This is a genomic window from Cupriavidus sp. MPR-AND1C, from assembly GCF_058809705.1.
Genome location: NZ_JBXASU010000005.1, coordinates 1 through 24,751, shown reverse-complemented (window position 1 = coordinate 24,751; position 24,751 = coordinate 1). Strand labels below are relative to the sequence as shown.

General features: G+C 67.1%; 23 protein-coding genes and 1 pseudogene. 4 read left to right on the top strand and 20 right to left on the bottom strand.

Features of this window, described 5'->3' with window-relative positions:
• Window positions 1-38 precede the first annotated feature (38 nt).
• The 13 genes from AC1RWI_RS04680 to AC1RWI_RS04620 form a co-directional block, all read right to left on the bottom strand.
• Window positions 39-1,334 (bottom strand): MFS transporter, encoded by a 1,296-nt coding sequence (locus AC1RWI_RS04680; protein ID WP_236702050.1) that lies wholly within the window; start codon window positions 1,332-1,334, stop codon window positions 39-41.
• Window positions 1,335-1,621: 287 nt separating this feature from the next.
• On the bottom strand, window positions 1,622-2,578 hold the full coding sequence (locus tag AC1RWI_RS04675; RefSeq protein WP_043347667.1) for a PDR/VanB family oxidoreductase: 957 nt from the start codon (window positions 2,576-2,578) through the stop codon (window positions 1,622-1,624).
• Window positions 2,579-2,688: 110 nt separating this feature from the next.
• Window positions 2,689-3,678 (bottom strand): VOC family protein, encoded by a 990-nt coding sequence (locus tag AC1RWI_RS04670; protein ID WP_492864845.1) that lies wholly within the window; start codon window positions 3,676-3,678, stop codon window positions 2,689-2,691.
• A gap of 51 nt (window positions 3,679-3,729) precedes the next feature.
• Window positions 3,730-5,202, bottom strand: coding sequence for an aldehyde dehydrogenase (locus AC1RWI_RS04665; RefSeq protein WP_043347671.1), 1,473 nt, complete (start codon window positions 5,200-5,202; stop codon window positions 3,730-3,732).
• 21 nt (window positions 5,203-5,223) lie between these two features.
• Window positions 5,224-6,030 (bottom strand): aspartate dehydrogenase, encoded by an 807-nt coding sequence (locus tag AC1RWI_RS04660; RefSeq protein WP_043347674.1) that lies wholly within the window; start codon window positions 6,028-6,030, stop codon window positions 5,224-5,226.
• Window positions 6,031-6,042: 12 nt separating this feature from the next.
• Window positions 6,043-7,764: a thiamine pyrophosphate-binding protein gene (locus AC1RWI_RS04655; RefSeq protein ID WP_043347677.1), complete on the bottom strand. Its 1,722-nt coding sequence runs from the start codon at window positions 7,762-7,764 to the stop codon at window positions 6,043-6,045.
• Complete coding sequence (locus AC1RWI_RS04650) at window positions 7,757-8,560, bottom strand: SDR family oxidoreductase (protein ID WP_492864842.1); 804 nt, start codon at window positions 8,558-8,560, stop codon at window positions 7,757-7,759. The genes AC1RWI_RS04655 and AC1RWI_RS04650 overlap by 8 nt, the downstream gene beginning before the upstream one ends.
• A gap of 5 nt (window positions 8,561-8,565) precedes the next feature.
• Window positions 8,566-9,396 carry an IclR family transcriptional regulator gene (locus AC1RWI_RS04645; RefSeq protein ID WP_043347683.1) on the bottom strand — a complete coding sequence of 277 codons (831 nt, stop codon included), beginning with the start codon at window positions 9,394-9,396 and terminating at the stop codon, window positions 8,566-8,568.
• Window positions 9,397-9,464: 68 nt separating this feature from the next.
• A complete protein-coding gene (locus AC1RWI_RS04640) occupies window positions 9,465-10,001 on the bottom strand; it encodes a cupin domain-containing protein (protein WP_006157660.1) in 537 nt (178 codons plus the stop codon).
• A 16-nt stretch (window positions 10,002-10,017) separates the two neighbouring features.
• Window positions 10,018-10,788, bottom strand: coding sequence for an SDR family oxidoreductase (locus AC1RWI_RS04635; RefSeq protein WP_043347686.1), 771 nt, complete (start codon window positions 10,786-10,788; stop codon window positions 10,018-10,020).
• A complete protein-coding gene (locus AC1RWI_RS04630; RefSeq protein ID WP_043347690.1) occupies window positions 10,781-11,836 on the bottom strand; it encodes a Rieske 2Fe-2S domain-containing protein in 1,056 nt (351 codons plus the stop codon). The genes AC1RWI_RS04635 and AC1RWI_RS04630 overlap by 8 nt, the downstream gene beginning before the upstream one ends.
• A gap of 111 nt (window positions 11,837-11,947) precedes the next feature.
• A complete protein-coding gene (locus AC1RWI_RS04625; RefSeq protein WP_043347691.1) occupies window positions 11,948-12,253 on the bottom strand; it encodes a recombinase-like helix-turn-helix domain-containing protein in 306 nt (101 codons plus the stop codon).
• A 221-nt stretch (window positions 12,254-12,474) separates the two neighbouring features.
• On the bottom strand, window positions 12,475-13,362 hold the full coding sequence (locus AC1RWI_RS04620; protein ID WP_492864839.1) for an alpha/beta fold hydrolase: 888 nt from the start codon (window positions 13,360-13,362) through the stop codon (window positions 12,475-12,477).
• A 499-nt stretch (window positions 13,363-13,861) separates the two neighbouring features.
• On the opposite strand from AC1RWI_RS04620, the gene AC1RWI_RS04615 reads away from it, so the two are divergent.
• Complete coding sequence (locus AC1RWI_RS04615) at window positions 13,862-14,959, top strand: porin (RefSeq protein ID WP_492864837.1); 1,098 nt, start codon at window positions 13,862-13,864, stop codon at window positions 14,957-14,959.
• 89 nt (window positions 14,960-15,048) lie between these two features.
• Window positions 15,049-16,029 (top strand): Bug family tripartite tricarboxylate transporter substrate binding protein, encoded by a 981-nt coding sequence (locus AC1RWI_RS04610; protein ID WP_492864835.1) that lies wholly within the window; start codon window positions 15,049-15,051, stop codon window positions 16,027-16,029.
• Window positions 16,030-16,113: 84 nt separating this feature from the next.
• On the opposite strand, the gene AC1RWI_RS04605 is transcribed toward AC1RWI_RS04610, so the two are convergent.
• The 5 genes from AC1RWI_RS04605 to AC1RWI_RS04585 form a co-directional block, all read right to left on the bottom strand.
• Window positions 16,114-17,235, bottom strand: a complete 1,122-nt coding sequence (locus tag AC1RWI_RS04605; RefSeq protein WP_492864833.1) for an NADH:flavin oxidoreductase/NADH oxidase — start codon at window positions 17,233-17,235, stop codon at window positions 16,114-16,116.
• A gap of 92 nt (window positions 17,236-17,327) precedes the next feature.
• Window positions 17,328-18,554: a YbfB/YjiJ family MFS transporter gene (locus tag AC1RWI_RS04600; protein WP_492864831.1), complete on the bottom strand. Its 1,227-nt coding sequence runs from the start codon at window positions 18,552-18,554 to the stop codon at window positions 17,328-17,330.
• A gap of 47 nt (window positions 18,555-18,601) precedes the next feature.
• Window positions 18,602-19,216, bottom strand: coding sequence for a TetR/AcrR family transcriptional regulator (locus AC1RWI_RS04595; protein WP_043347708.1), 615 nt, complete (start codon window positions 19,214-19,216; stop codon window positions 18,602-18,604).
• Between the two features lie 252 nt (window positions 19,217-19,468).
• Window positions 19,469-20,467, bottom strand: a complete 999-nt coding sequence (waaC, locus tag AC1RWI_RS04590) for a lipopolysaccharide heptosyltransferase I (RefSeq protein ID WP_492864829.1) — start codon at window positions 20,465-20,467, stop codon at window positions 19,469-19,471.
• Between the two features lie 152 nt (window positions 20,468-20,619).
• On the bottom strand, window positions 20,620-21,225 hold the full coding sequence (locus tag AC1RWI_RS04585) for a cysteine hydrolase family protein (RefSeq protein ID WP_492865017.1): 606 nt from the start codon (window positions 21,223-21,225) through the stop codon (window positions 20,620-20,622).
• A 139-nt stretch (window positions 21,226-21,364) separates the two neighbouring features.
• Here AC1RWI_RS04585 and AC1RWI_RS04580 point away from each other — a divergent pair, with 139 nt between their 5' ends.
• Window positions 21,365-22,237, top strand: a complete 873-nt coding sequence (locus AC1RWI_RS04580) for a LysR family transcriptional regulator (RefSeq protein WP_492864827.1) — start codon at window positions 21,365-21,367, stop codon at window positions 22,235-22,237.
• Between the two features lie 128 nt (window positions 22,238-22,365).
• Complete coding sequence (locus AC1RWI_RS04575; RefSeq protein ID WP_492864825.1) at window positions 22,366-23,760, top strand: APC family permease; 1,395 nt, start codon at window positions 22,366-22,368, stop codon at window positions 23,758-23,760.
• On the opposite strand, the gene AC1RWI_RS04570 is transcribed toward AC1RWI_RS04575, so the two are convergent.
• Both AC1RWI_RS04570 and AC1RWI_RS04565 read right to left on the bottom strand, forming a co-directional pair.
• Window positions 23,705-24,343 (bottom strand): TetR/AcrR family transcriptional regulator, encoded by a 639-nt coding sequence (locus tag AC1RWI_RS04570; RefSeq protein WP_492864823.1) that lies wholly within the window; start codon window positions 24,341-24,343, stop codon window positions 23,705-23,707. The two genes, AC1RWI_RS04575 and AC1RWI_RS04570, sit on opposite strands and share 56 nt — an antisense overlap.
• A gap of 132 nt (window positions 24,344-24,475) precedes the next feature.
• Window positions 24,476-24,751: pseudogene (locus tag AC1RWI_RS04565) on the bottom strand (copper resistance protein CopQ); the annotation flags it as partial.

Sequence of the window (24,751 nt, the reverse complement as noted above, 5' to 3'; positions counted from 1 at the left end):
CTGCCACGGGCTTCATATCGTGCGTCGTGCGTCGCGAATCAGGCCTCGAGTTGCTCGAGCACCTTGCCCTTGGTCTCGATGCCAAGGAAGTGGATGGTCAGCGCCGCCACGAACGGCACCGTCGCCAGCGCGTAGAAAGCGATGCTGAGATTGCCCGAGCCGATCGTGCTGGCCACCAGCGTCGGCGCGAAGATCGCCGCCAGCTTGAGCCACGCGCCCCCAAAGCCGCAGCCCATGGCGCGGATGCTGGTGGGATACAGCTCCGGCGTGTACACGTAGGCCGTGATAAAGCCACTTGCCAGGAAGCCGAGCGAAAGCGCGCAGAGCCCGGCCACGACGTACACCGACTCCGCGTGGAACACGCCGGCCAGCGCCAGCGATATCGCGCACAGGATGAACGAGACGTTGATCACCGGCTTGCGGCCCACCTTGTCGACGATCATCGCGCACACCAGCGAGCCGATCACCCCGAGCACCGATGCGCCCGCGGCCAGGTTCAGCGCCAGTTGCAGCGGTGCGTGATACACCGTCTTGTAGATCGTCGGCAACCAGGTCGACAGTCCGTACTGGATAAAGCCGCAGGTCGCCCACAGCATCCACACCGCCAGCGTGCGGCCGATATAGGCCTTGCTCAGCAGGTCCCGGACACGCCGGCGCGGGTGCTTTCCGGTCATCGCGTCGTACGCGGATACATCGCCCAGCGGCGCCAGCGGCCCCTTGGCGCGGGACTCGAACGCCGCGAGCGCACGGTCGGCTTCGGCCAGGCGGCCCTTCTCCGCCAGCCAGCGCGGCGACTCGGGAATGGCCCGGCGCAGGATGAAGAACAGGACGACTGGGGCGCCGCCGATGAAGTACATCACCGTCCAGCCGAACCGCGGCACCAGCCACGCGCCGACGGCATTGGAGATCAGCAGGCCGATCGGGAACACCACCTCGTATAGCAGCACGAAGCGCCCGCGCCCGTGGGCACGCGTCACTTCGTTGATATAAGTGGCGGCCACTGGCAGCTCACCGCCCAGGCCAAGGCCCTGCACGATGCGCAGCAAGGCAAAGATCTCGAACGAGGGCGCGAAGCCGCAGGCGATGCTCATCAGCCCGATGATGCCCGCGCTCCATCCAATCGAGTTCAGGCGGCCAAAGCGCTCGGCCAGCGCGGGAAACAGCAGCGCGCCGATCAGTTGCCCGACCGACGGCGCCGCGATCAGAAAGCCGATCTGCCCCGGCGTGAGCGACCACATCGAGATCAGCAGCGGTAGCGTGGCGGCGATGGCGATGACGTCAAAGCCATCGAAGAACGTGGCCAGGCCGATCAGCAGCCGTGCCCTGACATGCATGCCATTGCTGGGCAGGCGCTCGATGCGGGCGATGATCGCGCCCCGGGTGGTTGCCACGGGGGCGTCAGTGGCGCGCTCGCCACCGCCTGCCGTGATGCTGCTGGATGGGGTCGCCACACCCTCGGCGTTCGCGTTGGCGAACGGGGCCTCTTGTCTCTGGATCAACACGGTGTTTCTCTTCTAAAGTATCCGAGGCAGGCAGCCGCCCCGCGCTGGCGCATTGCCGGACTGCCCGGCAAGGGCCACCACCGTTGGCGCCGCGATGGACGCGGCGCGCGGTGGCGCGCTTAGAGGTCCAGGACCAGGCGCTTGCCTTTGCAGCCTGACACGCAAACCATCATGGTCTGGTTCGACTCGCGCTCGCTCTTGCTGAGCACGCCGTCGCGGTGTTCGGGTATGCCTTCGAGCACGCGCGTTTCGCACGAGCCGCATACGCCCTCCCTGCAGCTGTGCTCCACCGCAATGCCCGCTTCGAGCAAGGCATCCAGCAAGGACTTGCCTGCGGGCACTTTCAGCTCGCTACCCGTGCTTGCCAGCGCCACGGTGTACTCGCCGTCCTGCACCGCCGCCACCGACGGGTCGGCGGCGAAGCGTTCGATATGCACTTCGGGATAGCCATGGCCGGCGCAGGCGGCTTCGAAGGCATTCAGCATCGGGCCCGGGCCGCAGCAATAGAAGTGCGTGCTGGCAGCTTGCCCGGCGAGCAGCGCGGACAGGTCCGGCGGGCTGCCCGCCTCGTCGTCGAAGTGCATGCGCACCGCGTCGCCATAGGCGGCCAGTTCGTCCGCGAAGGCGGCTTCCGCGCGCGAGCGTGCGCAGTAAAGCAACGTGAAGGAACGCCCGAGCTCATGCAGCCGACGCGCCATGCACACGATGGGCGTCACGCCGATACCGCCGGCCACCAACACCGTGTGAGCCGCATCCTCATCCAGCGCGAAGTGGTTGCGCGGCGCCGCCACGGTGAGCGTGCTGCCCACCCGCAGTTGCTCATGCACGTAGCGCGAGCCGCCACGGCTGCCGCGGTCGAGCAGCACGCCCACCACGTAGCGATCGCGCAGTTCCGGCGCGCCGCACAGCGAGTAGCTGCGCACCAGGCCATTGCCCAGATGCAGGTCGATATGCGCGCCCGGCGCGTACTCGGGCAACGCATGCCCGTGCGGATCGCGCAGTTCCACGCTGACGATGCCGCGCGCTTCGAAACGCATGGCCTGCACGCGCAGGCTCAGGGATTGGCTGGTACTCATGGCACTTCCTTCGGTTGCTTCGTGTTGCTAGTCTTGCTTGCGTTGCCTGCGTTGCTTGCATTGCCTGCGTTGCCTGCGTTGCCTGCGTTGCCTGTACTGCTACGCCGTGCTCAGCGCTTCTCCGTCAGGAACTTGCCCTGCGGGCCGCCCGCGTTCTTCTGCCTGCGCGTATTGCCATCCAGCCCGCCTTCCACCGCCCACTCGGCGAACATGGTCGGGCCCGGCTCGAAATCGCGCGGCTCCCAATCGGCATCCAGCTGGTCTTCATCGGCGTAGTACTCGATCAAGCCGCCGGCCGGATTCTTGAAGTACCAGAAATACGCTGACGAAATCGGATGCCGGCCCGGGCCGAGCTGCGTATCCCAGCCGCTGCGCGACACATGCAGGCCGCCGCCGAACACCTCGTGGATGTCGCGCACGGTGAAGGCTACATGGTTCAGCCCGCTCTTGGCCTGCGGCAACTGCAGCAGGAACAGGTCGTGGTGGCCGCCGTCCGGCGCGCAGCGCAGGAAGGCGCCACGGCCCGGATAATGGTCCGACGGCACGAAGCCCAGCTTCCCGGTGTAGAAACGCTCGGTGGCGAGCACGTCCTTGACGAAGAAGACCACGTGCCCTACCTCGATCGGCGTGGCGCGTTCGTAGATCGGGCTGCGCTGGTTCATGCGCGGCTTGTCGTTCCACGTGTTCATCGCGGCGCATTCCACCTCGACCTCGCGCTTGCGGGTCAGCTGGAAGCGCACGGCCAGGCCGTTCGGATCCGTGCAGCCAACGCGTTCGCCTTGCTCGCCCTGCACGCCGTGCTCGCCCGTGCTGACAAAGCCCGGCTCGGCGCGGATGGCATCCGCGATCCGGTCCAGCGCGGCTTGCGTGTCCACGCCCCACACCACCTCGCGCAACGTCGGGCCGTCTTCCATTGCCGCCGGCAGTGCCGGGTCGTCGGTGCGGCGCACCAGCACGCGGCAGCCGTTCAGCGTCTCGAAATCCAGCCCGGCGGCATCCTCGCGCACCAGCGTGAGGCCCCAGTCGGCGAAGAAGCGCCGGCAGGCGTCCAGGTCGTCGGCACCGTAGACGATTTCGTCGATGCCCAGAATCGTGTTCATTACCCTCTCCTGCTGTGTCGCTTTTGCAGCGTCCAATGTCGTCTCGCTCACTTAGTTGGCCCACGGCAGCGGTTGTTCATGCATGCCCCAGTACACGCTCTTTTGCTCCATGTACTGCAGGATCCCCAGTCGCCCCTTCTCGCGCCCCAGCCCGCTGTCGCGCCAGCCGCCGAACGGCGTCGAGATCGAGAACTGCTTGTACGTATTGATCCACACATTGCCGGCCTGCACCGCACGCGCAAAGCGCCACGCGCGCTTGTAGTCGCGCGTCCATACGCCCGCCGCCAGCGCGTACACGCTGTCGTTGGCCTGTGCGATCAGATCGTCCTCGTCGTCAAAGGCCATCGCCACCAGCACCGGCCCGAAGATTTCCTCCTGGCATACGCGGGCGCTGTTATCCAGCCCCTCGATGATGGTCGGCGTGTAGAAGTAGCCGTTCTCGCAGCCCGCCACCGCAGGGCGGATGCCACCCGTGCGCAGCTGGCCGCCTTCGGATACGCCAAGCGCCACATACGATTCGATCGAGTCGCGGTGGCGGTCGCTGATCAGCGGTCCCATCTGGGTGCGCTCGTCGGCCGGATCGCCCACGCGCAGGCGCGCCGCGCCCTCGGCCAGGCGGTCCATGAAAGGCTCATACAAGGAACGTGCCACGAACAGGCGCGAACCCGCGATGCACGATTCGCCCGAGGAACTGAAGATGCCGTAGAGCACGCCGTTGACCGCGTGGTCCAGATCCGCGTCGTCGAACACCATGGTGGGCGACTTGCCGCCCAGCTCCAGCGATACCGGCATCATCTTGTCGGCAGCGATGTGGGCGATATGGCGTCCCGTGGTGGTACCACCGGTGAAGGACACGCGGCGCACCAGCGGGTGCTTGGTAATGGCGTCACCGATCACCGAGCCCTTGCCCGGCAGCACGCTGATGAGGCCCTTGGGCACGCCGGCTTCCTCGCAGATGGCGGCGAGTTCCAGCGCCATCAGCGGCGTGATCTCGGCGGGCTTGATCACCACCGCGTTGCCGGCGGCCAGCGCGGGCGCCAGCTTCTGCGCCTCGCTGGCGATGGGCGAATTCCACGGCGTGATCGCCGCCACCACGCCCATGGCTTCATGCACGCTCATGGTGAGGAAATCACCACGCGCGGGCGTGAGGGCCTCCTCCAGGGTTTCGCAGGCCGCCGCGAAGAACTGGAACGTGCCGGCGGCGCTGGCCACCAGCGCGCGCGTCTCGCTGATGGGCTTGCCATTGTCCAGGCGCTGGCGCTGAGCCAGCGGCTCGGCGCGCGCGCGGATGAGGTCGGCCACGCGATGCAGCACCGCGGCACGCTCGTGCGGCTTGCGTTGCGCCCAGCCGCTGGTGAGGAACGCGCGATGCGCGCCCTGCACGGCCTCTTCCACGTCGTCCAGGCTGGCCGCGTTCAACTCCGCGACGACCTCGCCGGTGGCCGGGTAGCGCGTGGCGTAGCGCTCGCCGCCGCCCAGGCGCCACTGGCCTGCGATACAGATGGGGAGAATCTCTTGCTTCATGATGATTGCCTTGCTGCCTGCTTAAATCGACATGGCGTGGGCACGGTTGCCCAGCGCACGCACCACGCTGAACACCGTCAGCGCCGAAGTCTTGGGGTTCGCCGCCAGCGGCTTGCCGCGCATGGTCAGCTCGAAACCACCGAAGGCACCGCGCGCTTCCACGTGGTGCACGTTTTCATCCACGCCCGGATCCGCCAGCAGCTTGACCTGCGTGTGGTCCAGCCCGAGGCCGGCCACCGACAACGTAGCCGCCACATTGGCGTTCTTCGGATAGAGCCGCGCGGCTTCGCGGGCGGTGCCCTCGAAGATCACCGTGGATTCGGTCAGCGCGTCGAGGTCGAACAGTGCCTCGGCCGGCGTGTCCTTCCACGCGCCGGGCGGCTTGCGCCCGGTGTAGACCACCGAGTCCAGCCCGCCCACGCGCGCTGCCGCCAGTGCGTCGATGGCACCGATGGCACCGGAGAGTAGCTGCACCTGCGTGCCGCCGCGCCGTGCCGCGGCTTCCAGCCGCTCGGCCAGGCCCGGCTCGGAGAGCGCGCCCACCGACACCACCATGCAGGCGATGCCACGCTCCAGCGCCGGCACGATGTGCTCCTCCAGCGCATGGTGGCCGGCGCACTCCACCAGCAGGTCAGGCCGTCCATCGGCCTGGCTCAGGCAGGTGGCAACCCGTGCGTGCGGCGCCAGCGCGGAGACATCATGGCGGGCCTGGTCCATCTGGGCCTCGGGCACCACCACCACGTCGAACACCACGTCTGGATCGCTCTTGAGCAGCTCGAGCACACCGCGCCCGATCGCTCCGCATCCCACCATCGACACGTGCAGCATGTTGCGTCTCCCTCAGGCGGTCACAGTGCTGCGTTCGGCCGCGCGTGCGGTCTTCTCAGCGTCGGCGTCAGCTTCCTTGTTGACCGGCGGGCCTGCGAACGCGGTCTTGAAAGTGCCGATGGACAGCATGTCGATCTCCAGCAGGAACGGGCCGGATTCGATGGTGGCTTCTTCCAGTGCGGCGCCCACGTCGGCCAGGTTGCTGACGCGGCGATGGCGCAGGGCCAGCGATTGCGACAGTTGCGCATAGTCCGGCGTGTGGAGGTCCACGTAGTGGCGCCGTCCGCCGTATTGCGCGTCCTGGATGTTCTTGATCACGCCATAGCCCTTGTCATTCATCAGCACGAAGACCACGTCGGCGCGCTCCTGCACGGCGGTAGCCAGTTCACCCAGGTTCAGGATGAAGCCGCCATCGCCGGCCAGGCAGAATGTCTTCTTGCCGGAAGCCGTCACTGCCGCGCCCACGGCGGCGCCGATGCCCATCGCCAGGCCCTGTCCGATGCCACCGCCCAGCGCATGCACGCCGGCACGCGAGTCGAAAATGCGCAGTTGGCGATTGCCCCAGGTGCTATTGGAGACGGTCACGTCGCGCACCCAGTTGAAATTGCGGCCGACCGCGCCTTGCAGCGCTTCCACCAGCGCCGAGTATGGGCCCAGGCCATCGATCAGGCCACTCATGGCGACTTCGTGCGCGCCGCGCAGGTCGGCGGCAAAGTTCGGGTCCACCTTGAGCTTGCCCTCCAGGCGGTCGGCCAGGCCATCGAGTGCCAGCGCTGCATCGCCGCTGGCGAAGTAGTCGCTCTGGTAGCAGCGGCCTTCGGCGGACGCATCGGCATCCACGCGGAACAGCGGGCGCGGCAGCTTCAGTTCGTACTTCAGCGTTTCATTGCCGCGCAGGCGCGAGCCCACCACCAGCATGGCGTCGCAGGTTTGATAGAACTGTTCCACCGGCTTGTGCAGGTTGAACGCACCCAGCGAGCGAGGATCGTCTTCGGCCACGATGCCGCGGCCTTGCGTGCTGGTGACCACGCCAAAGCCCAGCGCCATCAGGCGCTTGACCTGCGCGCCGGCGTGACGTGCGCCGCCACCCAGCCACAGCAGCGGGCGCTTTGCCTTGGACAGGCGCTCGGCCAGTTCGTCCAGCGCGTGGGCAGAAGGAACATGGGTGGGCACCGCCAGCGGGCGCAGGTCGGTTGGCATCGGGATCAGCGCGGCCTGGATATCGATGGGGATTTCCACGCTGACAGGGCCGGTCGGCGCGGTCAGCGCGGTTTGCACGGCGAGCTTGATGGTGCTCAGCGCGGTATCGGCGCTGCGGATGCGGAACGCGGCCTTGGAGATGGCCTTCAGCATGGTCAGCTGGTCCGGCGCCTCGTGGATGTAGGCCAGGCTCTGGTCCAGGTACGGCGTTTCGATCTGTCCGGTCAGGTGCAGTAGCGGCGTGCCGGCGGTCAGTGCTTCGACCATGGCGCCGGCGGCGTTGCCCGCGGCGGTGCCGGTGCTGGTCAGGCACACGCCCAGGCCACCGGTGGTGCGGGCGCAGGCATCGGCCATATTGGTGCCGCCGGCTTCGCCGCGCGCTGGCACGAAGCGGATCTTGCCGCGCTCGCCCATCGCGTCGAGGATGGGCATGTTGTGGATCGAGATCACGCCAAACGCAGCCTTGACGCCGCATTGTTCGAGGAAGGCGGCGATGGCGTAGCCCACCGTGACTTGTTGCTGTTCGTTACGCATGACGGGAAAGTCCTCCGGAAATATCGATGTGGCTGCCCGTGGTGTACGAAGACAACGGCGAGGCAAGGAACAGGATCGCGCGTGCGGCTTCCTGCGGCAGGCCAAGACGGCCAAGTTGAATATGCTTTTGCTGCGCCAGGCGCGCGGTCCACGCGGCCCAGTCGAGGTCGCGCTCGGCATCCGGGCGCGCTTCGAAACGTCGGCGCCACTGGCCCGACTCGACCAGGCCGAGCAGGATGCCGTTGACGCGGATGCCCTTGGGGGCGAATTCGGTCGCCAGCGAGCGCACCAGGTTATGCACGCCGGCACGCGCCGCGGACGTCGCCACCATATGCGGCTCGGGTTGCACGGCCAGCAGCGAGTTCACGCAGACGATGGCACCGCTGTCCGAGCGCTCCAGTTGCGCAAGGAACGCACGCGTGGCATGGATCACCGAGAAGAACTTGAGCCGCAGCTCTTCGAGCCAGGCTGCGTCCTCGGTGCTCGAGAACGTGGAGACGCGCCCCTGCCCTGCGTTATTGACCAGCATGTCGGCGGGGCCGAGCGCGGCCTCGCTGGCGGCGGCAAAAGCGGCTACCTGTGCGGGGTCCAGCACGTCACAGGCAGCGGCGTACAGGCGGGCATCGGGGAAGCGTGCGCGCAGATGGCTTTGCGCTTCGCGCAGCCGCGCTTCGTCGCGGCCACACAGCGCCACGGCAGCGCGCGATTCCAGCAGTAGTTCGACGGTGGCCAGGCCAATGCCCGAGGATCCACCCGTGACGACGGCAACCTTGCCGTCGAGTTCAATCATGGACATCGTTCTCACTCCCGATACAGGTTGACCACCTTGCCGTGCTCGCGCGGGCGGTAGTCCAGCAGGCGAGACAGCTCGCCCGCGGTGTCTCTGACTTTCTCTTCCATCATGTCCAGTTGCTCCGGATCGATGCGCGAGGCCGGGATGGTCACGCCCAGCGCCGCCACCACCTTGCAGGTACGATCCCGCACCGGTGCCGCGATGGTCGAGATGCTGGCCTCGAAGAACGCTTCTTGCAGCACCACGCCGCGCTCACGGTCGCGCTGCACCATCTCGAACAGTTCTTCGACCGTACGCGGCGTGCTGGGCGTAAACACTTCCAGTTGCGGCTCCGGATAGAGCTGGCGCAACTCGGCCAGCGTCAGGTCTTCGAGCAGCACGCGTCCGAGCACGGTGGCGTGCGCCGGCAGGCGGGTCCCCACGGTGACCGAGCTGCTGAACGGCGTGGGCGCCACCGACTTGGCCACATAGACAATCGAGCGGCCGTCGCGCACGACCAGGTTGCACGGGTAGCGAATGTCATCACGCAGGCGATCCAGCAGCGGGCGCCCCAGCTCGGTGAGTTCCAGCGACGCCAGGTACTCGAAGCCCAGGCGCAGCACCGCCATGCCGAGGCGGTAGTCGCGGCCGCCGTCGGTGCGTTCGACAAAGCCCATCATCTCCAGCGTGGCCAGCAGCCGGAACACCGTGGAGCGGGGCACCTTGAGCCGGCGCGCCAGGTCGGCCGCCGACAAGGTGCGGTCGCGGCGGCTGAATTCAGCCAGCAGGCGCAGGCCGCGCTCCAGTCCGGGCACGATGTACTTGTCCTGGGTGTCTTCCGACAGGCGTTCTTGAGTCATGAGAGGTTCGTGTTTCACTGGGTCCGGCGCACGGCCGCGGTTGCTTTGGCGCGCCGGCTTCCCGCTTTTCAGCGCTTGACCTTGGTGAGCGGATGCTCGGGCGGGTACGTCGGCGTGATCGGCTTCTTGGCGCCGAGCATCACGCACATCAGCGCGTCTTCCTCGCCGATGTTGATTTCCTCGCGGTACACGCCGGGGGGCACCGAGACCAGGTCGCGGTCGGTCAGGATGGTTTCGAAACGCTCGCCGTCCTTTTCCAGGATCAGCTTGATCTTGCCGCGCATGACGAAGAAGACTTCTTCCACGTCCGTGTGCAGGTGCGACGGGCCTTCGTGGCCGGCCGGGATGATCATGGTCGAGAACGTGAAGTTCTCGGACGGCACGGTATTGGTGTCGGTGGCCACGCCGGTGCCGCCGGTGCCGAGGTAACGCATCTGCGCACGGCGGTACTTGGGATCGTAGTCGGCCTGGAACTTCAGCGCGTCCCAGTCGTAGCGGCGGGTGGAGAAGCGCGCGACGCGGCTCTCCATCCACTGGTCGAAGGAAGCGCCAGACGGCTGCTCCCAGGAACGCTTGATGTTGTCTTGTTGGGAAAGATCGCTCATTTGGATTCCTTCTAGCTCAGTGCATGACGAAGCCGCCGTTGACGGCCAGCGTCTGGCCCGTCACGAAGCGGGACAGGTCGGAGAGGGCGAACAGCACGGCCCCGGATACATCCTCGGGTAGCTGCTCGCGGGAGATCGCGCGTTGCTCGCGATAGAGGTCGCGCCTCTTCTGAGGCACGTATTCGGTTGCCTCTACCAGGGTCAGCCCCGGTGCGACGGCGTTGACGGTGATCTGGTCGTCGCCCAGCTCGCGCGCCAGCGAGCGGGTCATGCCGATGATGGCGCTCTTGCTCGCCACGTATGCCAGCAGGTTGGGCGCGCCCCACAGCGGCGTGTCAGACGCCAGGTTGATGATGGCGCCACGGCCCGAGGCGCGCAGCGCCGGCAGGCAGGCGGTGGTCATCAGCCAGGTGCCGCGCACGTTGATATTCATCACGCGGTCCCAGGTGGCGATGTCGATGGCGCTGGCGTCGCGGCCGCCGGAGTCTGTCACCGCGGCGTTGTTGACCAGGCCGTCCAGGCCGCCGAGCCCGGCCGCCGCAGCGGTGGCGCACGCGCTCACCGATTCGGGGTTGCCCAGGTCGAGCACGAACGGCAGCACCTTCAGTCCGCGGGCCTGCAGCGCAGCGGTTTCCTCAACCAGACGGTCCGCGAGGATGTCGGCCATGGCGACCGCGCCGCCGGCTTCGGCAATCGCGGTGGCAAAAGCCAGGCCAAGCCCACGCGCGGCGCCGGTCACCAGCACGCGTCGGCCAGCCAGCAGGTTATGGCGATCGATCTCAGGCATGGCTAGCCACCCCGCCAACCGGCTTGAGCATGGCTACGGGCTCGTCGGCCACTTCCTGGTCGGCACGGCGGCGCAGCAGGCGGCGCACGCGGGTGATGCCGACATCGTGCTGGTACAGCGTTTCGTGCTCGCGTGCGTTCGGCGCCATCATTTCCAGCACCACGCGGTCTTGCTCCAGCACGTCCCAGTGCAGGCCCTCCAGGCGGTTGCGGTACAGGAAGCGCCAGACATCGCGCTCCCAACCCTGCACGTGACGGGTGCGCCAGAAGAACACCATGCAATGCTCCTCATCCACCGGCGTGGCGACGCCAACGATGCCGAAGGGACCGCCAGGGCCCACCTTGGCGCGATAGGGGATGGCCAGGCGCAACCACATCGTGCCGGTTTCGCCGAACTCCACCCAGTCGAAGTTCACGCCGCGCTGGCCGGTCTTCTCGAACACCAGGCCGGTGTCGGTCTCGCGCACGGCCATCACAGCCTGCTTTTCGCCGCTGGCCATCGAGTGCGACACCGCGTGCAGGTAAGCGCCGTGCATCGGGTCCATGACGTTGTCGATGGCGTAGCGGTAGTTGCAGTCCCAGTGCGCCACGCACAGGAAGCTGGTGTGCTCGTCGCTTTCCAGTTCTTCCGGCAGGCGCAGCGCATCGGCCTGCGCCGGAGCGCGCTCACCGAACCACAGGAAGATGGCACCGGCTTTTTCTTGCACGGGGTAGCTGCGCACGCAGGTCTTGCCTTCGAGCGGGCAGCTGTCCACGGCCGGTACGCTCTTGACCTGGCCATCGCCACCCACTTCCACGCCGTGGTACCAGCAGGCCACGCGGTCGCCAAGGTTCCAGCCCATCGACAGGCGCGCGCCGCGGTGCGGGCAGCGATCTTCCAGCGCGTGCACCTGGCCTTCGCCATCTCGCCACAGCACGATGTTCTGGCCCAGGCGCGTAATGCCGACCGGTGCGTGCGTGACCGACCATGCGGCCGATACCGGATACCAATAGTTGTGCAGGCCGGTGTTCAGACGCGCCTCAGCACGCGCTTGCTTGTTCGATTCCATTGTTTGCTCTCTTGCGGGTACCGGATCGGATCGCTCTTTCGAGGGGCGCCTGATTGCACTGCCCTTCGCGACGCAATCGCTTTGATGTTCTTGAACTGCGTGGTGCCTCGTTCAGGCGCCCAGGCGACGCATTTCGGCGAGGAAACGCTCTTCTGTCCAGGCCTGGCCATCCGCGCCCAGCAATCCCGCCTGGTTGAACGAACGCACGATGTCTTCCGGGCTTTTCGCACCCGATTCGAAGGCGGCCTCCAGCGCATCGCCCAGCGCGTCTTCATAGGCGGTGGGCATGGCGGCGCGGGTCTGCCACACGATGTTGGGCACCTTGCCGGGCTGCTCGATGTGGCCCTTGCCGGCGACATTGTTCGGAGCCGGACGCTCCCACGGCGCCAGATTCGGGTTGTATGCGAGGTTTTCCATTGCGCTACTCCTTTCCCTTTTTGCCAACCGGCTAACCCAGCGTTCTGTTTCACTTGTAAAACGCTGATTTAAATATTGAACACAGACACCACTATAGACAACGAAACTTCAAAAATTGACTGGGGTTTACCCTTCGGATATGCCGATGCCACGAGAACGTGGCATCGGCATCGGCGCGACAGCCTGAGGCGGGTGGGTACGAGGCAGCAGGAAGGGGAAGGCTAAGCCGCGGCAAGCCCGCGGCGAATCCATCCCGCGACACGGCTGGCCTGCTCCACATAGCAGGCATGCCCGGCATCCGGGATCAACTCGAACGGCAAGGCAAAGCGCTCCGCTAGCGCCGCGCACCCGGGCGGCGGCGTCACGACGTCCAGCGCGCCGCAGCCAACCTGCGCCCTGACGCCCTGCCCCCGGCGCCCGAGGTAATCGTCAATGGCATCGCCGCACAGCATCGCCACCGCCTGCCGGTAACCGTCCGGATCCAGCCGGCGCATATTCCAGCGCACCCACGCTTGCATGTCGGCGCTGGCCGCGGCGCTCAGCAGGCGGCCGGGACCCCGCTCGGCCAGGCCTTCCACGCCCACCGCCGCCAGCGCTTCGAGCCGCTGGCGCGCCACATCCCTTGCCTTGTCCTCCTTGCCGGGGCCGCCGTATCCCTGCGCCGGGCTAAGCAGCAGCAACTGCGCGGGCAGCAGCGCCGGGCTAGCCTCGGCCACATAGGCGGCCGCCATCAACGCGCCGAGCGAGTGCCCCACGATCACATCGGGCCGCACGTCCAGGGCGCGCATCAGATCCTGCAGGCGCAGCGCGTAGTCGGCCGCCTTGGGCGCCGCGATAGGCAGGGCCTGCGAATTGCCATAGCCGGGCGCATCCCACGCAATCACGCGCGCGTGCGCCGCCAGCAGGCTTGCGCACGACAGCCAGGAGGCCGCGCCGGAACTGATGCCGTGCAGCAGCACCACCACAGGCCCGTGGCTGCCGCCGCACCGGTAGGCGAGCGGCGCGCCGCCGTGGCCGGCGGCTATGCGCCGCTCGCTGAAGCCGCTATCGAGTGCGCGGAGCAACGCTTCATCCGGCTGGAGTGCCTGCGTCGGATTATTTTGTTTCATATATGAAACCATAGTTTGCAAATAAAACTTAAGAAATATAGACCGCCTGAATCTGGAAATTGATCCGGGTTAACCCCCTGCAAAAAAATTCGCTCGGGCCCGGCTCTCCGCCGGCGTTGGCGCGCTCGCAAATCCCCTTTTTGGCGCCACGGCCTTGCGCAGCCTTGCATACCAATACAGGCGCGGCTCCCCGCCATGGCGGCCGCTCGCCCGCCCTCCTCGCCGCTGCGCAGCATGGTGCGCAGCGGCACCGTTCTGGTGCGGAACACGCGTCGCGTCTCCACATCACTAGGGATTACCCACCCATGTATTTCCCGAAATGACCAGCTATATTTTGCTTGTTGTTTCTTATGTAGTTTGATGTTTTACCTATAAAACACAAGAAGCAGGAAAGTGCGCCTTACGGTATGCATAGACCCAGCTCGAAGATGGCCTGACGAAGCGCTGCAACGCCAACCAACCGACACGGCGGAAAAGGAAAAGGAAGAGGAAACGAACGATGAAACCTGGACGGATTGCACTGGCTGCCCTTGCAGCCGCAGTACCCATGCTGGCCTCGGCCCAATCGACAGTGACGCTGTATGGCGTCGTCGATACCGGCATCGAGTATGTGAACAATGTTGGCGTGGCGAAGGACAACGTGGCCCGCATGAACACCCTGACGGGCACGGTGCCGTCGCGCTGGGGCATCCGCGGCACGGAAGATCTCGGTGGCGGGCTCAAGAGCCTGTTTGTGCTCGAATCCGGATTCGCTCCCGATTCCGGCACCTCCAACCAAGGCGCGCGCCTGTTCGGCAGGCAAGCATTGGTGGGACTCTCCGGACCCTGGGGCCAGGTCGCCCTGGGCCGGCAGTACACCATGCTGTTCTGGGCCACGCTGGACCCGGACATCCTCGGCCCCAACGTGTACGGCTCGGGCTCGCTCGACAGCTATCTGCCGAACGCGCGCGCCGACAACGCCGTTTCCTACAAGGGCACGTTTGGCGGCTTCACGGTGGGTGCCACCTATAGCTTTGGCCGCGACACGGTGAACGCGGGCCCGAGCCCGGCCGGCGCCAACTGCGCGGGCGAGAATGCGGCTGACAGCAAGCAATGCCGCGAATGGTCGGCCCTGCTCCAGTACGACAACAAGTGGTGGGGCGTGGCCGCGGCCTACGACTCGCTGCGTGGCGGGCCTGGCGCGTTTGGCGGCCTGACCAAAAGCAACCTGACGGACGACCGTCTCTCGCTCAATGGCTACGTGCTGCTGTCCAAGACCAAGATGGGCCTGGGCGTGATCCGCCGCGACAATGACGGCAGCCCCACGCCGCGCAGCGAACTCTGGTATGCGGGCCTGGCATATGACATCACGCCGGCGTTCACGCTGGCCGGCCAGGTCTACTACCTCAAGTACCACAACAGCGACAACAAGGCGATGCTGTACGCGCTGCGTGGTACCTACGCCTTCTCCAAGCGCACCTCCGTGTACGCCACGGCTGGCTACATCGACAACGGCGGCCAGCTCGCCCTGTCGGTCAGCGCTGCCCAGACGGGTTCCAACCCGAAGCCCGGCGGCAACCAGCTGGGCACGATGATCGGCATCAAGCACACGTTCTAAGCGCCGGCGCGTCGCTGCGCGGCACTGGCTGGCATGCGCCGCGCAACGCGCTGCATGCCAGCACGAAGTCAATCTAGAGGCGTTTCCCCATGAAGCTCGCAACTCGCATTCTGTTTGCCGCCATCGCGGCCACGACTGCCATGATGGCAGGCGGCGCCGGAGCGCAGGCCTACCCCACCAAACCCATCACGCTGGTCGTTGCCTACCCGGCCGGCGGCGATACCGACGTGCTGGCCCGCCTGCTCGCCGAGAAACTCTCGGGGCGCCTGCGCCAGTCCGTGGTGGTCGAGAACCGCACCGGCGCGGCCGGCACCATCGGCAGCGCATACGTCGCCAAATCGGCCGCCGACGGCTATACCTTGCTGGTCGCGCCCAACACCGTTGCCATCGCGCCGCTGGTGCTCAAGAACGGCACGGGCGCCAGCTATGACGTGCGCGGCGATTTCACGCCAGTGGCCCAGCTTGGCGTGCAGTCGCTGTTCGTGGTGGTCAACAAAGGCACGGGCATCACCAAGCTGCCCGAGCTGGTCGCGCGCGCCAAGGCGGGTACTGTGCGGACCTACGCCTCGCCTGGCAACGGATCGCCCATGCACATCCTTGGCGAGCTGTTCAACAAGGCCGCGGGCGTGAACATCTCGCAGGTGCCGTATCGCGGCACCGCGCCGGCGGTGGTCGACGTGCTCGGCGGGCAAGTGCCGATGACATACTCCACGCTGGGCGCGGTGGCGCAGTACATCGGCACGGGCGCCATCGTGCCGCTAGCCGTCGCGGACATGAAGCGCTCGCCGTTCGCGCCGAATGTGCCGACGCTCGCGGAGCTGGGCTACAAGGATGTGGAGGTGGGCGCGTGGCAAGCGCTGCTGGCACCCAAGGGACTGCCGCCGGAGTTGGTGAAAACGCTGAATACGCACATCAACGACATCCTGAAAATGCCTGACGTGGTGGCACGCATGGCAACCATCGCCATCACGCCCGTTGGCGGCGAGCCCGCTACGCTGAGCAAGTTGATCGCGTCGGACGCGACACGCTACGCCAAGATCGTCAAGGAGTTCGGCATCCAGGCCGATTGATGGATCGGCTGGCTCAGCCTGTGCAAGACGACGGCGTCCGGCTTCCCCTGCGAAAACCGGACGCCGCTTGCTTTCCGGCGCAGCCTAGCGCTGCCCGAAACTGGCATCCATGAACAGGTCCTTGTACTCGCGCGGCTGCGAGCGCCAGTATTGCTTAGGCGCATGCACCTGCGCGCCAAGCTTGGCCGCCGCATGCCATGCCCAGCGCGGATCGTAGAGCATGGCGCGCGCCAGCGACACCGCATCGGCTTCGCCGCTGGCAATGATGGCTTGCGCCTGCTCGGGCTCGGTGATGAGCCCCACCGCGATGGTCGGCAAGCCCACCTCCGCCTTGACCCGCTGCGCGTAAGGCACCTGGTAGCCCGGCCCCAGCTTGATCGCCTGCGCTGGCGAAACGCCGCCGGTGGTCACATGGATGGCCGCGCAGCCACGTGCCTTGAGCGCGTTCGACAGCGCGATCGTGCCTTCGATGTCCCAGCCGCCCGGCACCCAGTCGGTGGCCGAGATGCGAGCCCAGACTGGCTGGTCCGCGGGAAAAGCCGCGCGCACGGCGTCGAACACCTCGATCGGGAACCGCATGCGGTTCTCCAGGCTGCCGCCGTATTCGTCATCACGCTTGTTCGCCAGCGGCGACAGGAACTGATGCAGCAGGTAGCCATGCGCCATGTGGAGCTCGATGCCATCGAGTCCGAGGCGGGCCGCGCGCCTGGCCGCGGCAACGAAATCGTCCCGCACCTTGTCCATGCCCGCGCGGTCGAGCGCCAACGGCGCATCCTCGCCCTCGGCGTGCGGCACGGCGGATGGCGCCAGCGTCTTCCAGCCTGACGGCTGGTCCGGCCGGATCTGGCTGCCGCCTTCCCAGGGCGCGCGGCTCGATGCCTTGCGCCCGGCATGCGCCAGCTGTATCGCCAGCGCGATCGGCGAATGCGCCCTGACGGCCTTGATCACCTTGCCGAGCGCCGCCTCGTTCGCATCCGAGTACAGGCCGAGATCCCCCGGCGTAATGCGCCCCTGCGGCGACACGGCCGACGCCTCGATGATCAGCATGGCGGCGCCCGACAGCGCGAGCTGGCCGAGGTGGATCATGTGCCAGTCGCCAGCCGAGCCTTCCTCGGCCGAGTACTGGCACATGGGCGCGATCACGATGCGGTTTTCCAGCCGAAGATTGCCAATCGAAAAGGGTTGGAACAACGGACTTTCACTCATGAGGGAGACTCCTTGCTGTCTGTGGCGCCGGCTTGCGCCAGGCATGGCATCTCATTCTAGAACGCCTGGTTTTTTTGCGTCGCCGCGCCATTTCAGTGCGCAGCCACCGCAAGCGGCGCGCGCCGGGTGAGGAGATCGGCGACCAACGCCACGCCCAGCGCCGTGGCGCCGCACAGGAAGATCAGCGCGTAATTGTTGTGGGACACCGTGAACAGGTACGAGTAGCCGTAGCCGCCAAGCGCCTGGAACAGCGCGAAAGCGGTGGTGGCGCGGCTCCACGCGGCGCGCTGCTCGGCATGGTCATGCGCAACCATCTCGTGAATGCGCCCAAGCACGAGCGGCACGATGCCGGGCGTGAACAGGCCCAGGACCACGGTGGCGACGCCGACCAGCAACGGGCTGCCCGACAACGCGAGCGTACCCACGGCAATCGCCTGCAACAGCAACGCAAGGCGATAGGCAGGGCCAAAGCCGATGCGGTCGGCCACGTTGCCGCACACCAGGGGGCCGGCGATGGCAGCGACACCATACAAGACCCAATAGCCTGCGCCGATCTGCGCACCACGGCCGAGCCCGCGCGCCACGTAGTCGACCAGCAGCACCATGGCGGGCACAAGGCCCAGCGCGTTCGCGGCGTACTGGCCATACAGCACGCGCATGGCGGTGCTCGCACGCCGAGCCGGCCTTGCGTTCACGCTGGACGCCGCTACCGCCGGTGCGGCGCCCGGCCAACCGAACCAGCTCACGGCGGTGAGGATGGCCGCGAACACGCCCAGCCCGATCCACGTGTCCTTCAAACCCAGGCGCAGCAACTCCGGAATGATGGTGCCCGAGGCGGCGATGCCCAGCCCGAGCCCCAGGAAGATCATGCCGCTGGCAAAGCCGCGCCGCGCGGCCGGGATATGCGGCAGGACCGTGGTGGCGACCAGCACCATGATGGCGCCGCCGGACACGCCGGAAGCAAAGCGCCAGACAAAGAACCAGCTCACCGACAACGGGTACGCGCAGGCAAAGAACGCGGCGGTGGCAATCACCATCAGCAAACGCAGCGCGTTACGGTTCGACAGCGCCGTGGCAATCGGCCGGCCCAGCAGCGCGCCGGCCAGGTAGCCCGCGAAGTTTGCCGCGCCCAGCGTCACCGCCTGCGACGACGTGAACCAGTGCGCCTGGATCAGCGGCGGAATCAGCGGCGTGTAGGCGAAGCGCGCCAGGCCGATGGCCACCAGGCTGGCACACAACCCTGCGAGCGTGGCGGACAACGCGCGGGCATCGAGCGTCAATGCCGTGGGACCGGGGATGGTGGCTGTCTGCTCGGACATGGTGCATTCCTATGGATACGTGTGGTGTTTGTTGTGCTCATGCGGGCTCATGCCGTGCGCGGTCCGGCGGGCAGCGGCGGCAGGCCCAGCAGGCTAAGCACCGGCGCAACGGCCGCCGTCAGCAACGCCCGTTCCGGCCTGACCCGGGCCAGCACGCGCACGCCGAGCAGCACCGCCAGCAGATGCGCAGCTGCATCCGCCGCCGGCACGGCCGCGGGAATCTCGCCGCTCGCCTGCCCCGCTACCATGCAGCGCTGGAAAAAATCCTGGATCTGGGCGAGTTCATTGGCGATGCCGCTCCGGCAGGCTTCGTCGCCGGGCGTGGACTCCACCGCCGCATTGACCAGCATGCAGCCGCGGCGCTGCACGTCCGCGACCGAGCGCTCGACGATCTCGCCAAAGAACGCCGCAATGGCATGCGCGGGCGATTGCGAAGTTTCCAGCCGGCCGATGCGCTCGCGCAGGGTACGGTCGAGGTAGTGCTCCAGCGCGCGCAGGAACAACCCGCGCTTGTCGCCAAATGCGTTGTACAGGCTGGGCTGCGTCAAGCCCGTGCACTTCACGAGATCGCGCGTGGAGGTGGCCTCGAAGCCATTCGCCCAGAATGCGTCTCCCGCTGCCTCCAGCACCTGCTTCTCATCAAATTCACGTGGTCGCGCCATGGTGGCTCCGGCTTGCCTGACTTGGGTCGGTTGGGGTGGATATATTCTGTATCACACGATACAGAACGCATTGTATATCAGTCGATATAGAACGCAAGACAAAAATGCGGGCAAGCGTGGGCAACGCAGGCGGCCGCCCAGATGGACGGCCTGCATTCCGTGATGAACAAGGGGAGCGGCGCGGGCGCCGGGAACTGCCGGTGCCGCGCAAGTGGACAGAACGCCCCGCCGTTGCGGCGGGGCGGGCGGCAATCAGCCCTGGCTGGCGGCCACCCGTTGCGGCCTGGACTGGCCGCCCGTGACCTGGCCGATCGCGGCGAGCACGTCCGCAATCTCCGGCACCACGCCACGCGCGCCAACGGAGACGGACTGCCCGGGCGTGTTAATGCCGAAGTGCCGGCTGTCGGTGACCGTGAACAACATCACCGACGGCTTGCCCAGCGCATCCGCCAGATGCACGAAGCCGGTATCGGTGCCAACCACGAGCGCGGCGGCATCCACGCGTTGCGCGCATTCGGTAATGGTCATGCGCGGCAGGACCTCGGCACCGGGGATCTCCGCCGCCAGGGCTTCGGATTGCTCGCGCTCCGCGGGCGAGCCCCAGGGCAACTGGATCTTGTAGCCACGCTCGGTGAGCGTCTTGCCGACCGAGATCCAGCGCTGCGCAGGCCATTTCTTGGCCTCGACGGAGGTCGCGTGGAACAGCATCGCGCGTGGCACGCCATCGGCATTGAGCGGTGCCGCGGGCGCGGGCACGCGCAGCGCGTAATGCTCAACGGGATCCAGCGCATAGCCAAGCCCGTTGGCCACCACCATGCGCATCTTGTGACGCGCGGTAGCGTCGCCATGCGGCCCGAAGATCTGCGTGTAGGCAAACACGGCGCGCGCCTCGCCAAGGTACTCGGCGGCGTAACCCAGGCGCCGGCTGGAGCGCGCCAGCCAGGCCACGATGGCGCTCTTGTACACGCCGTGCACATCCACCACCACATCGTACTTCTCGCGGCGCAGGGCCCACAGCGCGCCGATGATGGCACGCAGGTCGGCCCAGCTGCGGGATTTCTTGAAGCCGCGCAGCGGCGGCGCGATCACGCGATCCACGCCCACTGCCCAGCGCGGAATATCGGCACACGACGCATCGGCCACCCAGTCGATCTTTGCCTCGGGATAGGCGCGCCGCAGGTCGGACACCAACGGCAGTGTGTGCACCATATCGCCCAAAGAGGTGATCTTGATGAGGAGAATGCGTTTCATGGAAATGGAAAATCGGTTGCGGACGGATCTCGCTGGCTGGCAGCGAGGCCGTAGTATGCACCAGCCCCATGGGCGGCGCACCAATTTGCAAGCCGTGCGACGGCCCCGCGCGGCCCCGCACGGGATCCGCCCGGCACCCCTTTCCAGCCAACTCAGGCCCAGGCGCCAGGGCCAGCCACCACGGTGGCAAAGCGGTCATGCAGCGCCGCCAGCGAGTGACGGTGGATTTCCGCTGCCGAGAGCGGCGCCCCGCCCAGCGGGTCAGGCAGGTCGCGCGTGGCGCAGGCCGATGCCACCACCGTGCTGCGATAGCCATGATCGAGCGCTGAGCGCACCGTGGCGCTGATGCACATATGCGTCTGGAAGCCCGCCACGATCAGCTCCTTGCGCCCTAGCTTGTCCAGCATGGCCGCCAGCGTTGTGCCGGCAAAGCTGTTGGGCAGGCCCTTGACCACGGTGTGCTCGCCGCCAAGCGGCTCCAGGCCCTGGATGATGGTCGCATATGGGCCCTCGGGATCGAAGGCGCCGCCGCTGCCGGCCCGCCCGTGATGCACCACGTGCACCACCGGGCTGCCATGGCGGCGCGCCAGCGCCAGGAGTTCGCCGCAGGCCGCGGTGGCAGCGGGCATGCCCACCAGCGGGAGCTTGCCGTTGACATACTCGCGCTGGTGGTCGATCAGCACCAGCGTGGCGGCCTCCCACGCCGAAGGAAGACGGCTGGCGCCGGCGAGGTCGAGCAGGGTAAAGGGTGTGGTCATCATGGCTCCTTTTGCTTATGCATCACGTGATGGAAACTGCGTGGGGATGAACGGGTAGGCACGACGAGGGCGACTACCATGCAAGCGATGATAAGCCGCGCTATGCTGTTCGCCAATTCTCAACCGGCTCACATCCATTGTGCAAAAACGCTCACTCCACTGGGATGACCTGCTCACCCTGTCCACGCTGATCCGCACCGGCAACTACTCGGCCTGCGCCCGCGAGCTTGAGGTCACGCACGCGACAGCGATCCGCCGCATCCGGCGGCTTGAGACAGCGCTCGGCAAGCCCGTGGCAACACGCACCGATGGCGCGTTCGCGCTCTCGGCGGCCGGCCGCTCGGCACTGGCCGCGGCGCAGCAGATGGAGAGTTCGGCGCAGCGCTTGCTGCGCGAAGTGGAGGACGCCGGCAGCGGCGTCTCCGGCGTGGTCAGCATCGCCTGCACCGCCGCGCTCGGCAGCCACTTCCTGACACCACGCATGTTCGGGCTCTATCGCGCGCACCCGCAACTCGAGGTCAGGCTGGAAACGGACAACCGCATCGCCAGCCTGGCGCGGCGCCGCGCCCACATCGCGGTGCGGCTGGCGCGGCCGCAGGAAAGCGATGCCATCGCGCAGCGCGCGGGCAGCATGGGCTTTGGCCTGTATGCGCCGGTACGGCCCGACAACGCCGGCCCGTGGCGCGAGCAGGATCTCGACGGCGCGCCATTATGTGGCCTGCTGGACGAAGGCCTGGCGCTGCCGGAATCCGAATGGACGCGCACGCTGGCGGCACGCACGGGGTTCCAGTCGAACAACCTGCTGGCAGTGCGCGAGGCCATCCGCAACGGCTTGGGCATCGGCCTGCTACCGCACTACCTGGCGCGGGACGATGCCCGGCTCACGCTGGTGCGCGAGGTCCCGGAGGTGGTGCGGGAAATCTGGCTGGCATATCCGCAGGAATTCCGCGGCGCTTCCCGGTTCCGGCCCGTGATCGACTGGCTGGCCGGGGCACTGCGGCAATGCCCGTGAACCACGCAAGCAGTTGAAAACGCGGGGGCAGGCAGTATAGTTGCCTCAAGCATGCCCGCCCCCACGGGCTCGCGCACGGTGCTGTCGGCAGGCCGCCACCGGCCACCGATGGCACGGGGAGCTTCGCCATGGATCGGAATTCACCGGCAACGCTGGACGCAGGCGCACTCGGGCTGGGCGAATCCGTCGTCATGGGCGTGGCGGGTACGGCGCCCGCCTTCAGCCTAGCGGCCACCACCGCCACGCTGGTCGCGATGGTGGGGAGCCTGGCGCCGGCCAGCCTGCTGTATTGTGGCCTGATCATGTTCGGCGTGACGCTGTCCTACCAGCAACTGAACCGGCTGCAGCCCAGCGCGGGCGCCTGCTACACCTGGGTCTGCGAGATCTTCCATCCGGTGCTCGGTTTTTTCGCGGGCTGGACGCTGTTGGTGGCGTCGGCGGTATTCATGGTATCCGGCACCATTCCGGCCGCCACCGCCACCCTGCTCCTGTTCGATCCGGCGCTGGCGGAGCGCCCGCCCGTGGTGACCCTGGTCGCCGCAGGCTGGCTGCTGGCGGTAAGCGTGGTCGTGGTCAAGGGGGTCAAGCTGACCAGCTACACCCAGGTGGCGATGACGCTGGCCGAGGTCGGGGTGCTGGGCGCGATCGTGCTCGCGGCCCTGCTGCGCGCGCCGCTGCCGCTTGCCCACCCGCCCTCGCTGGCCATGCTGTCACCATTTGCCTTTACCCCGCAGCTGTTTGCCAATGGAGCGCTGGTGGCGTTGTTCTTCTTCTGGGGCTGGGACGTGACGGCGAACCTGACCGAGGAAACGCGCGATCCGGCGCGTGCGCCCGGGCGCGGCGCCTTGATGGCGATGGTCATCGTGCTGGCACTGTTCATGGCCTTCGTCATCGCCAGCCAGGCCGTGCTGAGCGACCAGGAAATCCGCCGAGCCGGCACCAACGTGGTGTTTGCGCTCGCCGCGCGGCTGTTCCCGCGCCCGTGGGACTACCTGGCCGTGCTGGCCGTCATGCTCAGCACCGTGGGCACGCTGGAGACCTCGATCCTGCAATTCACCCGCACGCTCTACGCTAAAGGCCGCGATGGCCTGCTGCACCCGCGCTATGCCGAGTTGCACCGCACCTGGCGCACGCCGTGGGTGGCCACCGCGGTGATCGCCTCGTTCGGCTTGCTGCTGCTGGCGCTGTCGGCATGCTTCAACAGCGTGGGCCAGATCATCCAGGACTCGGTCAATGCCATCGGCTTCCAAGTGGCGTTCTATTACGGGCTAGCCGGCTTCGCCTGTGCCTGGCACTGCCGGCGCGGTACCGCACGCGCACCTGCCAGGCTGTTGCTGCTAGTGCTTTGGCCCGCTTGCAGCGCAGCGTTCCTGTGGTTCATCGGGCTGTACAGCATCCCCAGCTTCGACCTGGCCACGCGCGTGGTGGCCCTGGGCGGCATCGCGGTTGGCGCGGCACCGCTCTGGTTCAACCGGCGCCGGCGGCTCGCCGCGCGCGCAGCGCCCAGGGCCCCGGGCCCGTGACACGCCCCGGGGCCGCCCAGGCCGATACCGATGCCGTCAACAGGTCTGCCGCCGCCTCGATACGCTGTGGCGCGCCGAACAGCCTCGCAACCACCAGCCCGCTTTGCAGCGCGCCAAACACGGCTTGTGCCAGCGCCTGCGGCGGGATTGGCAGGGCCTTGTGCCGCACGGCCTGCGCGGTTTCCAGCAGGCGCGTGAGCCAGGCCTCGTGCAGGCGGTAGAAATCCTTGAGGATGCGATGCACCGCTTCCGGCAGGAACACGGCATCCGTGGACAGCATGCCCACCAGGCAGATGGCGTCGCCGCCCGCAGTGGCCAGCCAGGGCGCGAGGTAAGCGCGAGCCTGCTCGTCCACCGGCAGGCTGGTGTCGATGTCGCGCACGCGCTGCGCGTTGCGGGCGCTGTACTCCGTCACCGCCGCCTGCACCAGGTCCTCCTTGGACGGAAAGTGATAATGGATGCTGGAGGTCTTGACCCCTACCCGCTCGGCAAGGTCCCGATAACTGAATCCATTGAAACCCCGCTGCCGCACCAGCACCAGGGTGTGCTCCAGCAGTTGATCGCGTACGGACGGAGTCGTCATGGCATGCACCCACCTTTCGGCGGACCCTCGAGGCGCCGGCAATGGCAAAGAGCCGTGTTACCGGCTCTTTGCCATCGCCGCATTCATTGGATGACCGATTGATTCACAGCGTGTTCAGGCGTCGCGCGTAGCTCAGGCGTTGGCGCCTTCCGTGAACACGTCGAACTTGCCGGTACGTGCACCGTCGGTATAGGCATCCACGCTGCGAGCCGGGCTGCCCGACACACCGGTGCGATCCAGGCCAGCGACGATACGTGCGCCATCGGTGTACGGGTCGAACTTGCCGCTGCGGGCGCCGTCGGTATAAGCGTCAACGCTGCGGGCCGGGCTAGCCGACACACCAGTGCGGTCCAGGCCGGCTACGATGCGGGCACCGTCCGTGTACGGGTCGGCCTTGCCAACGCGAGC

Bases quoted from the DNA above. Each gene is read 5' to 3' on its own strand.
- AC1RWI_RS04625 (WP_043347691.1), bottom strand. From the start codon at position 12,253: ATGGAAAACCTCGCATACAACCCGAATCTGGCGCCGTGGGAGCGTCCG.
- AC1RWI_RS04585 (WP_492865017.1), bottom strand. From the start codon at position 21,225: ATGACCACACCCTTTACCCTGCTCGACCTCGCCGGCGCCAGCCGTCTT.
- AC1RWI_RS04600 (WP_492864831.1), bottom strand. From the start codon at position 18,554: ATGTCCGAGCAGACAGCCACCATCCCCGGTCCCACGGCATTGACGCTC.
- AC1RWI_RS04630 (WP_043347690.1), bottom strand. From the start codon at position 11,836: ATGGAATCGAACAAGCAAGCGCGTGCTGAGGCGCGTCTGAACACCGGC.
- AC1RWI_RS04655 (WP_043347677.1), bottom strand. From the start codon at position 7,764: ATGCGTAACGAACAGCAACAAGTCACGGTGGGCTACGCCATCGCCGCC.
- AC1RWI_RS04620 (WP_492864839.1), bottom strand. From the start codon at position 13,362: ATGAAACAAAATAATCCGACGCAGGCACTCCAGCCGGATGAAGCGTTG.
- AC1RWI_RS04650 (WP_492864842.1), bottom strand. From the start codon at position 8,560: ATGTCCATGATTGAACTCGACGGCAAGGTTGCCGTCGTCACGGGTGGA.
- AC1RWI_RS04675 (WP_043347667.1), bottom strand. From the start codon at position 2,578: ATGAGTACCAGCCAATCCCTGAGCCTGCGCGTGCAGGCCATGCGTTTC.
- AC1RWI_RS04640 (WP_006157660.1), bottom strand. From the start codon at position 10,001: ATGAGCGATCTTTCCCAACAAGACAACATCAAGCGTTCCTGGGAGCAG.
- AC1RWI_RS04670 (WP_492864845.1), bottom strand. From the start codon at position 3,678: ATGAACACGATTCTGGGCATCGACGAAATCGTCTACGGTGCCGACGAC.
- AC1RWI_RS04660 (WP_043347674.1), bottom strand. From the start codon at position 6,030: ATGCTGCACGTGTCGATGGTGGGATGCGGAGCGATCGGGCGCGGTGTG.
- waaC (WP_492864829.1), bottom strand. From the start codon at position 20,467: ATGAAACGCATTCTCCTCATCAAGATCACCTCTTTGGGCGATATGGTG.
- AC1RWI_RS04615 (WP_492864837.1), top strand. From the start codon at position 13,862: ATGAAACCTGGACGGATTGCACTGGCTGCCCTTGCAGCCGCAGTACCC.
- AC1RWI_RS04680 (WP_236702050.1), bottom strand. From the start codon at position 1,334: ATGCATGTCAGGGCACGGCTGCTGATCGGCCTGGCCACGTTCTTCGAT.
- AC1RWI_RS04635 (WP_043347686.1), bottom strand. From the start codon at position 10,788: ATGCCTGAGATCGATCGCCATAACCTGCTGGCTGGCCGACGCGTGCTG.
- AC1RWI_RS04665 (WP_043347671.1), bottom strand. From the start codon at position 5,202: ATGAAGCAAGAGATTCTCCCCATCTGTATCGCAGGCCAGTGGCGCCTG.
- AC1RWI_RS04575 (WP_492864825.1), top strand. From the start codon at position 22,366: ATGGATCGGAATTCACCGGCAACGCTGGACGCAGGCGCACTCGGGCTG.
- AC1RWI_RS04570 (WP_492864823.1), bottom strand. From the start codon at position 24,343: ATGACGACTCCGTCCGTACGCGATCAACTGCTGGAGCACACCCTGGTG.
- AC1RWI_RS04605 (WP_492864833.1), bottom strand. From the start codon at position 17,235: ATGAGTGAAAGTCCGTTGTTCCAACCCTTTTCGATTGGCAATCTTCGG.
- AC1RWI_RS04595 (WP_043347708.1), bottom strand. From the start codon at position 19,216: ATGGCGCGACCACGTGAATTTGATGAGAAGCAGGTGCTGGAGGCAGCG.
- AC1RWI_RS04645 (WP_043347683.1), bottom strand. From the start codon at position 9,396: ATGACTCAAGAACGCCTGTCGGAAGACACCCAGGACAAGTACATCGTG.
- AC1RWI_RS04610 (WP_492864835.1), top strand. From the start codon at position 15,049: ATGAAGCTCGCAACTCGCATTCTGTTTGCCGCCATCGCGGCCACGACT.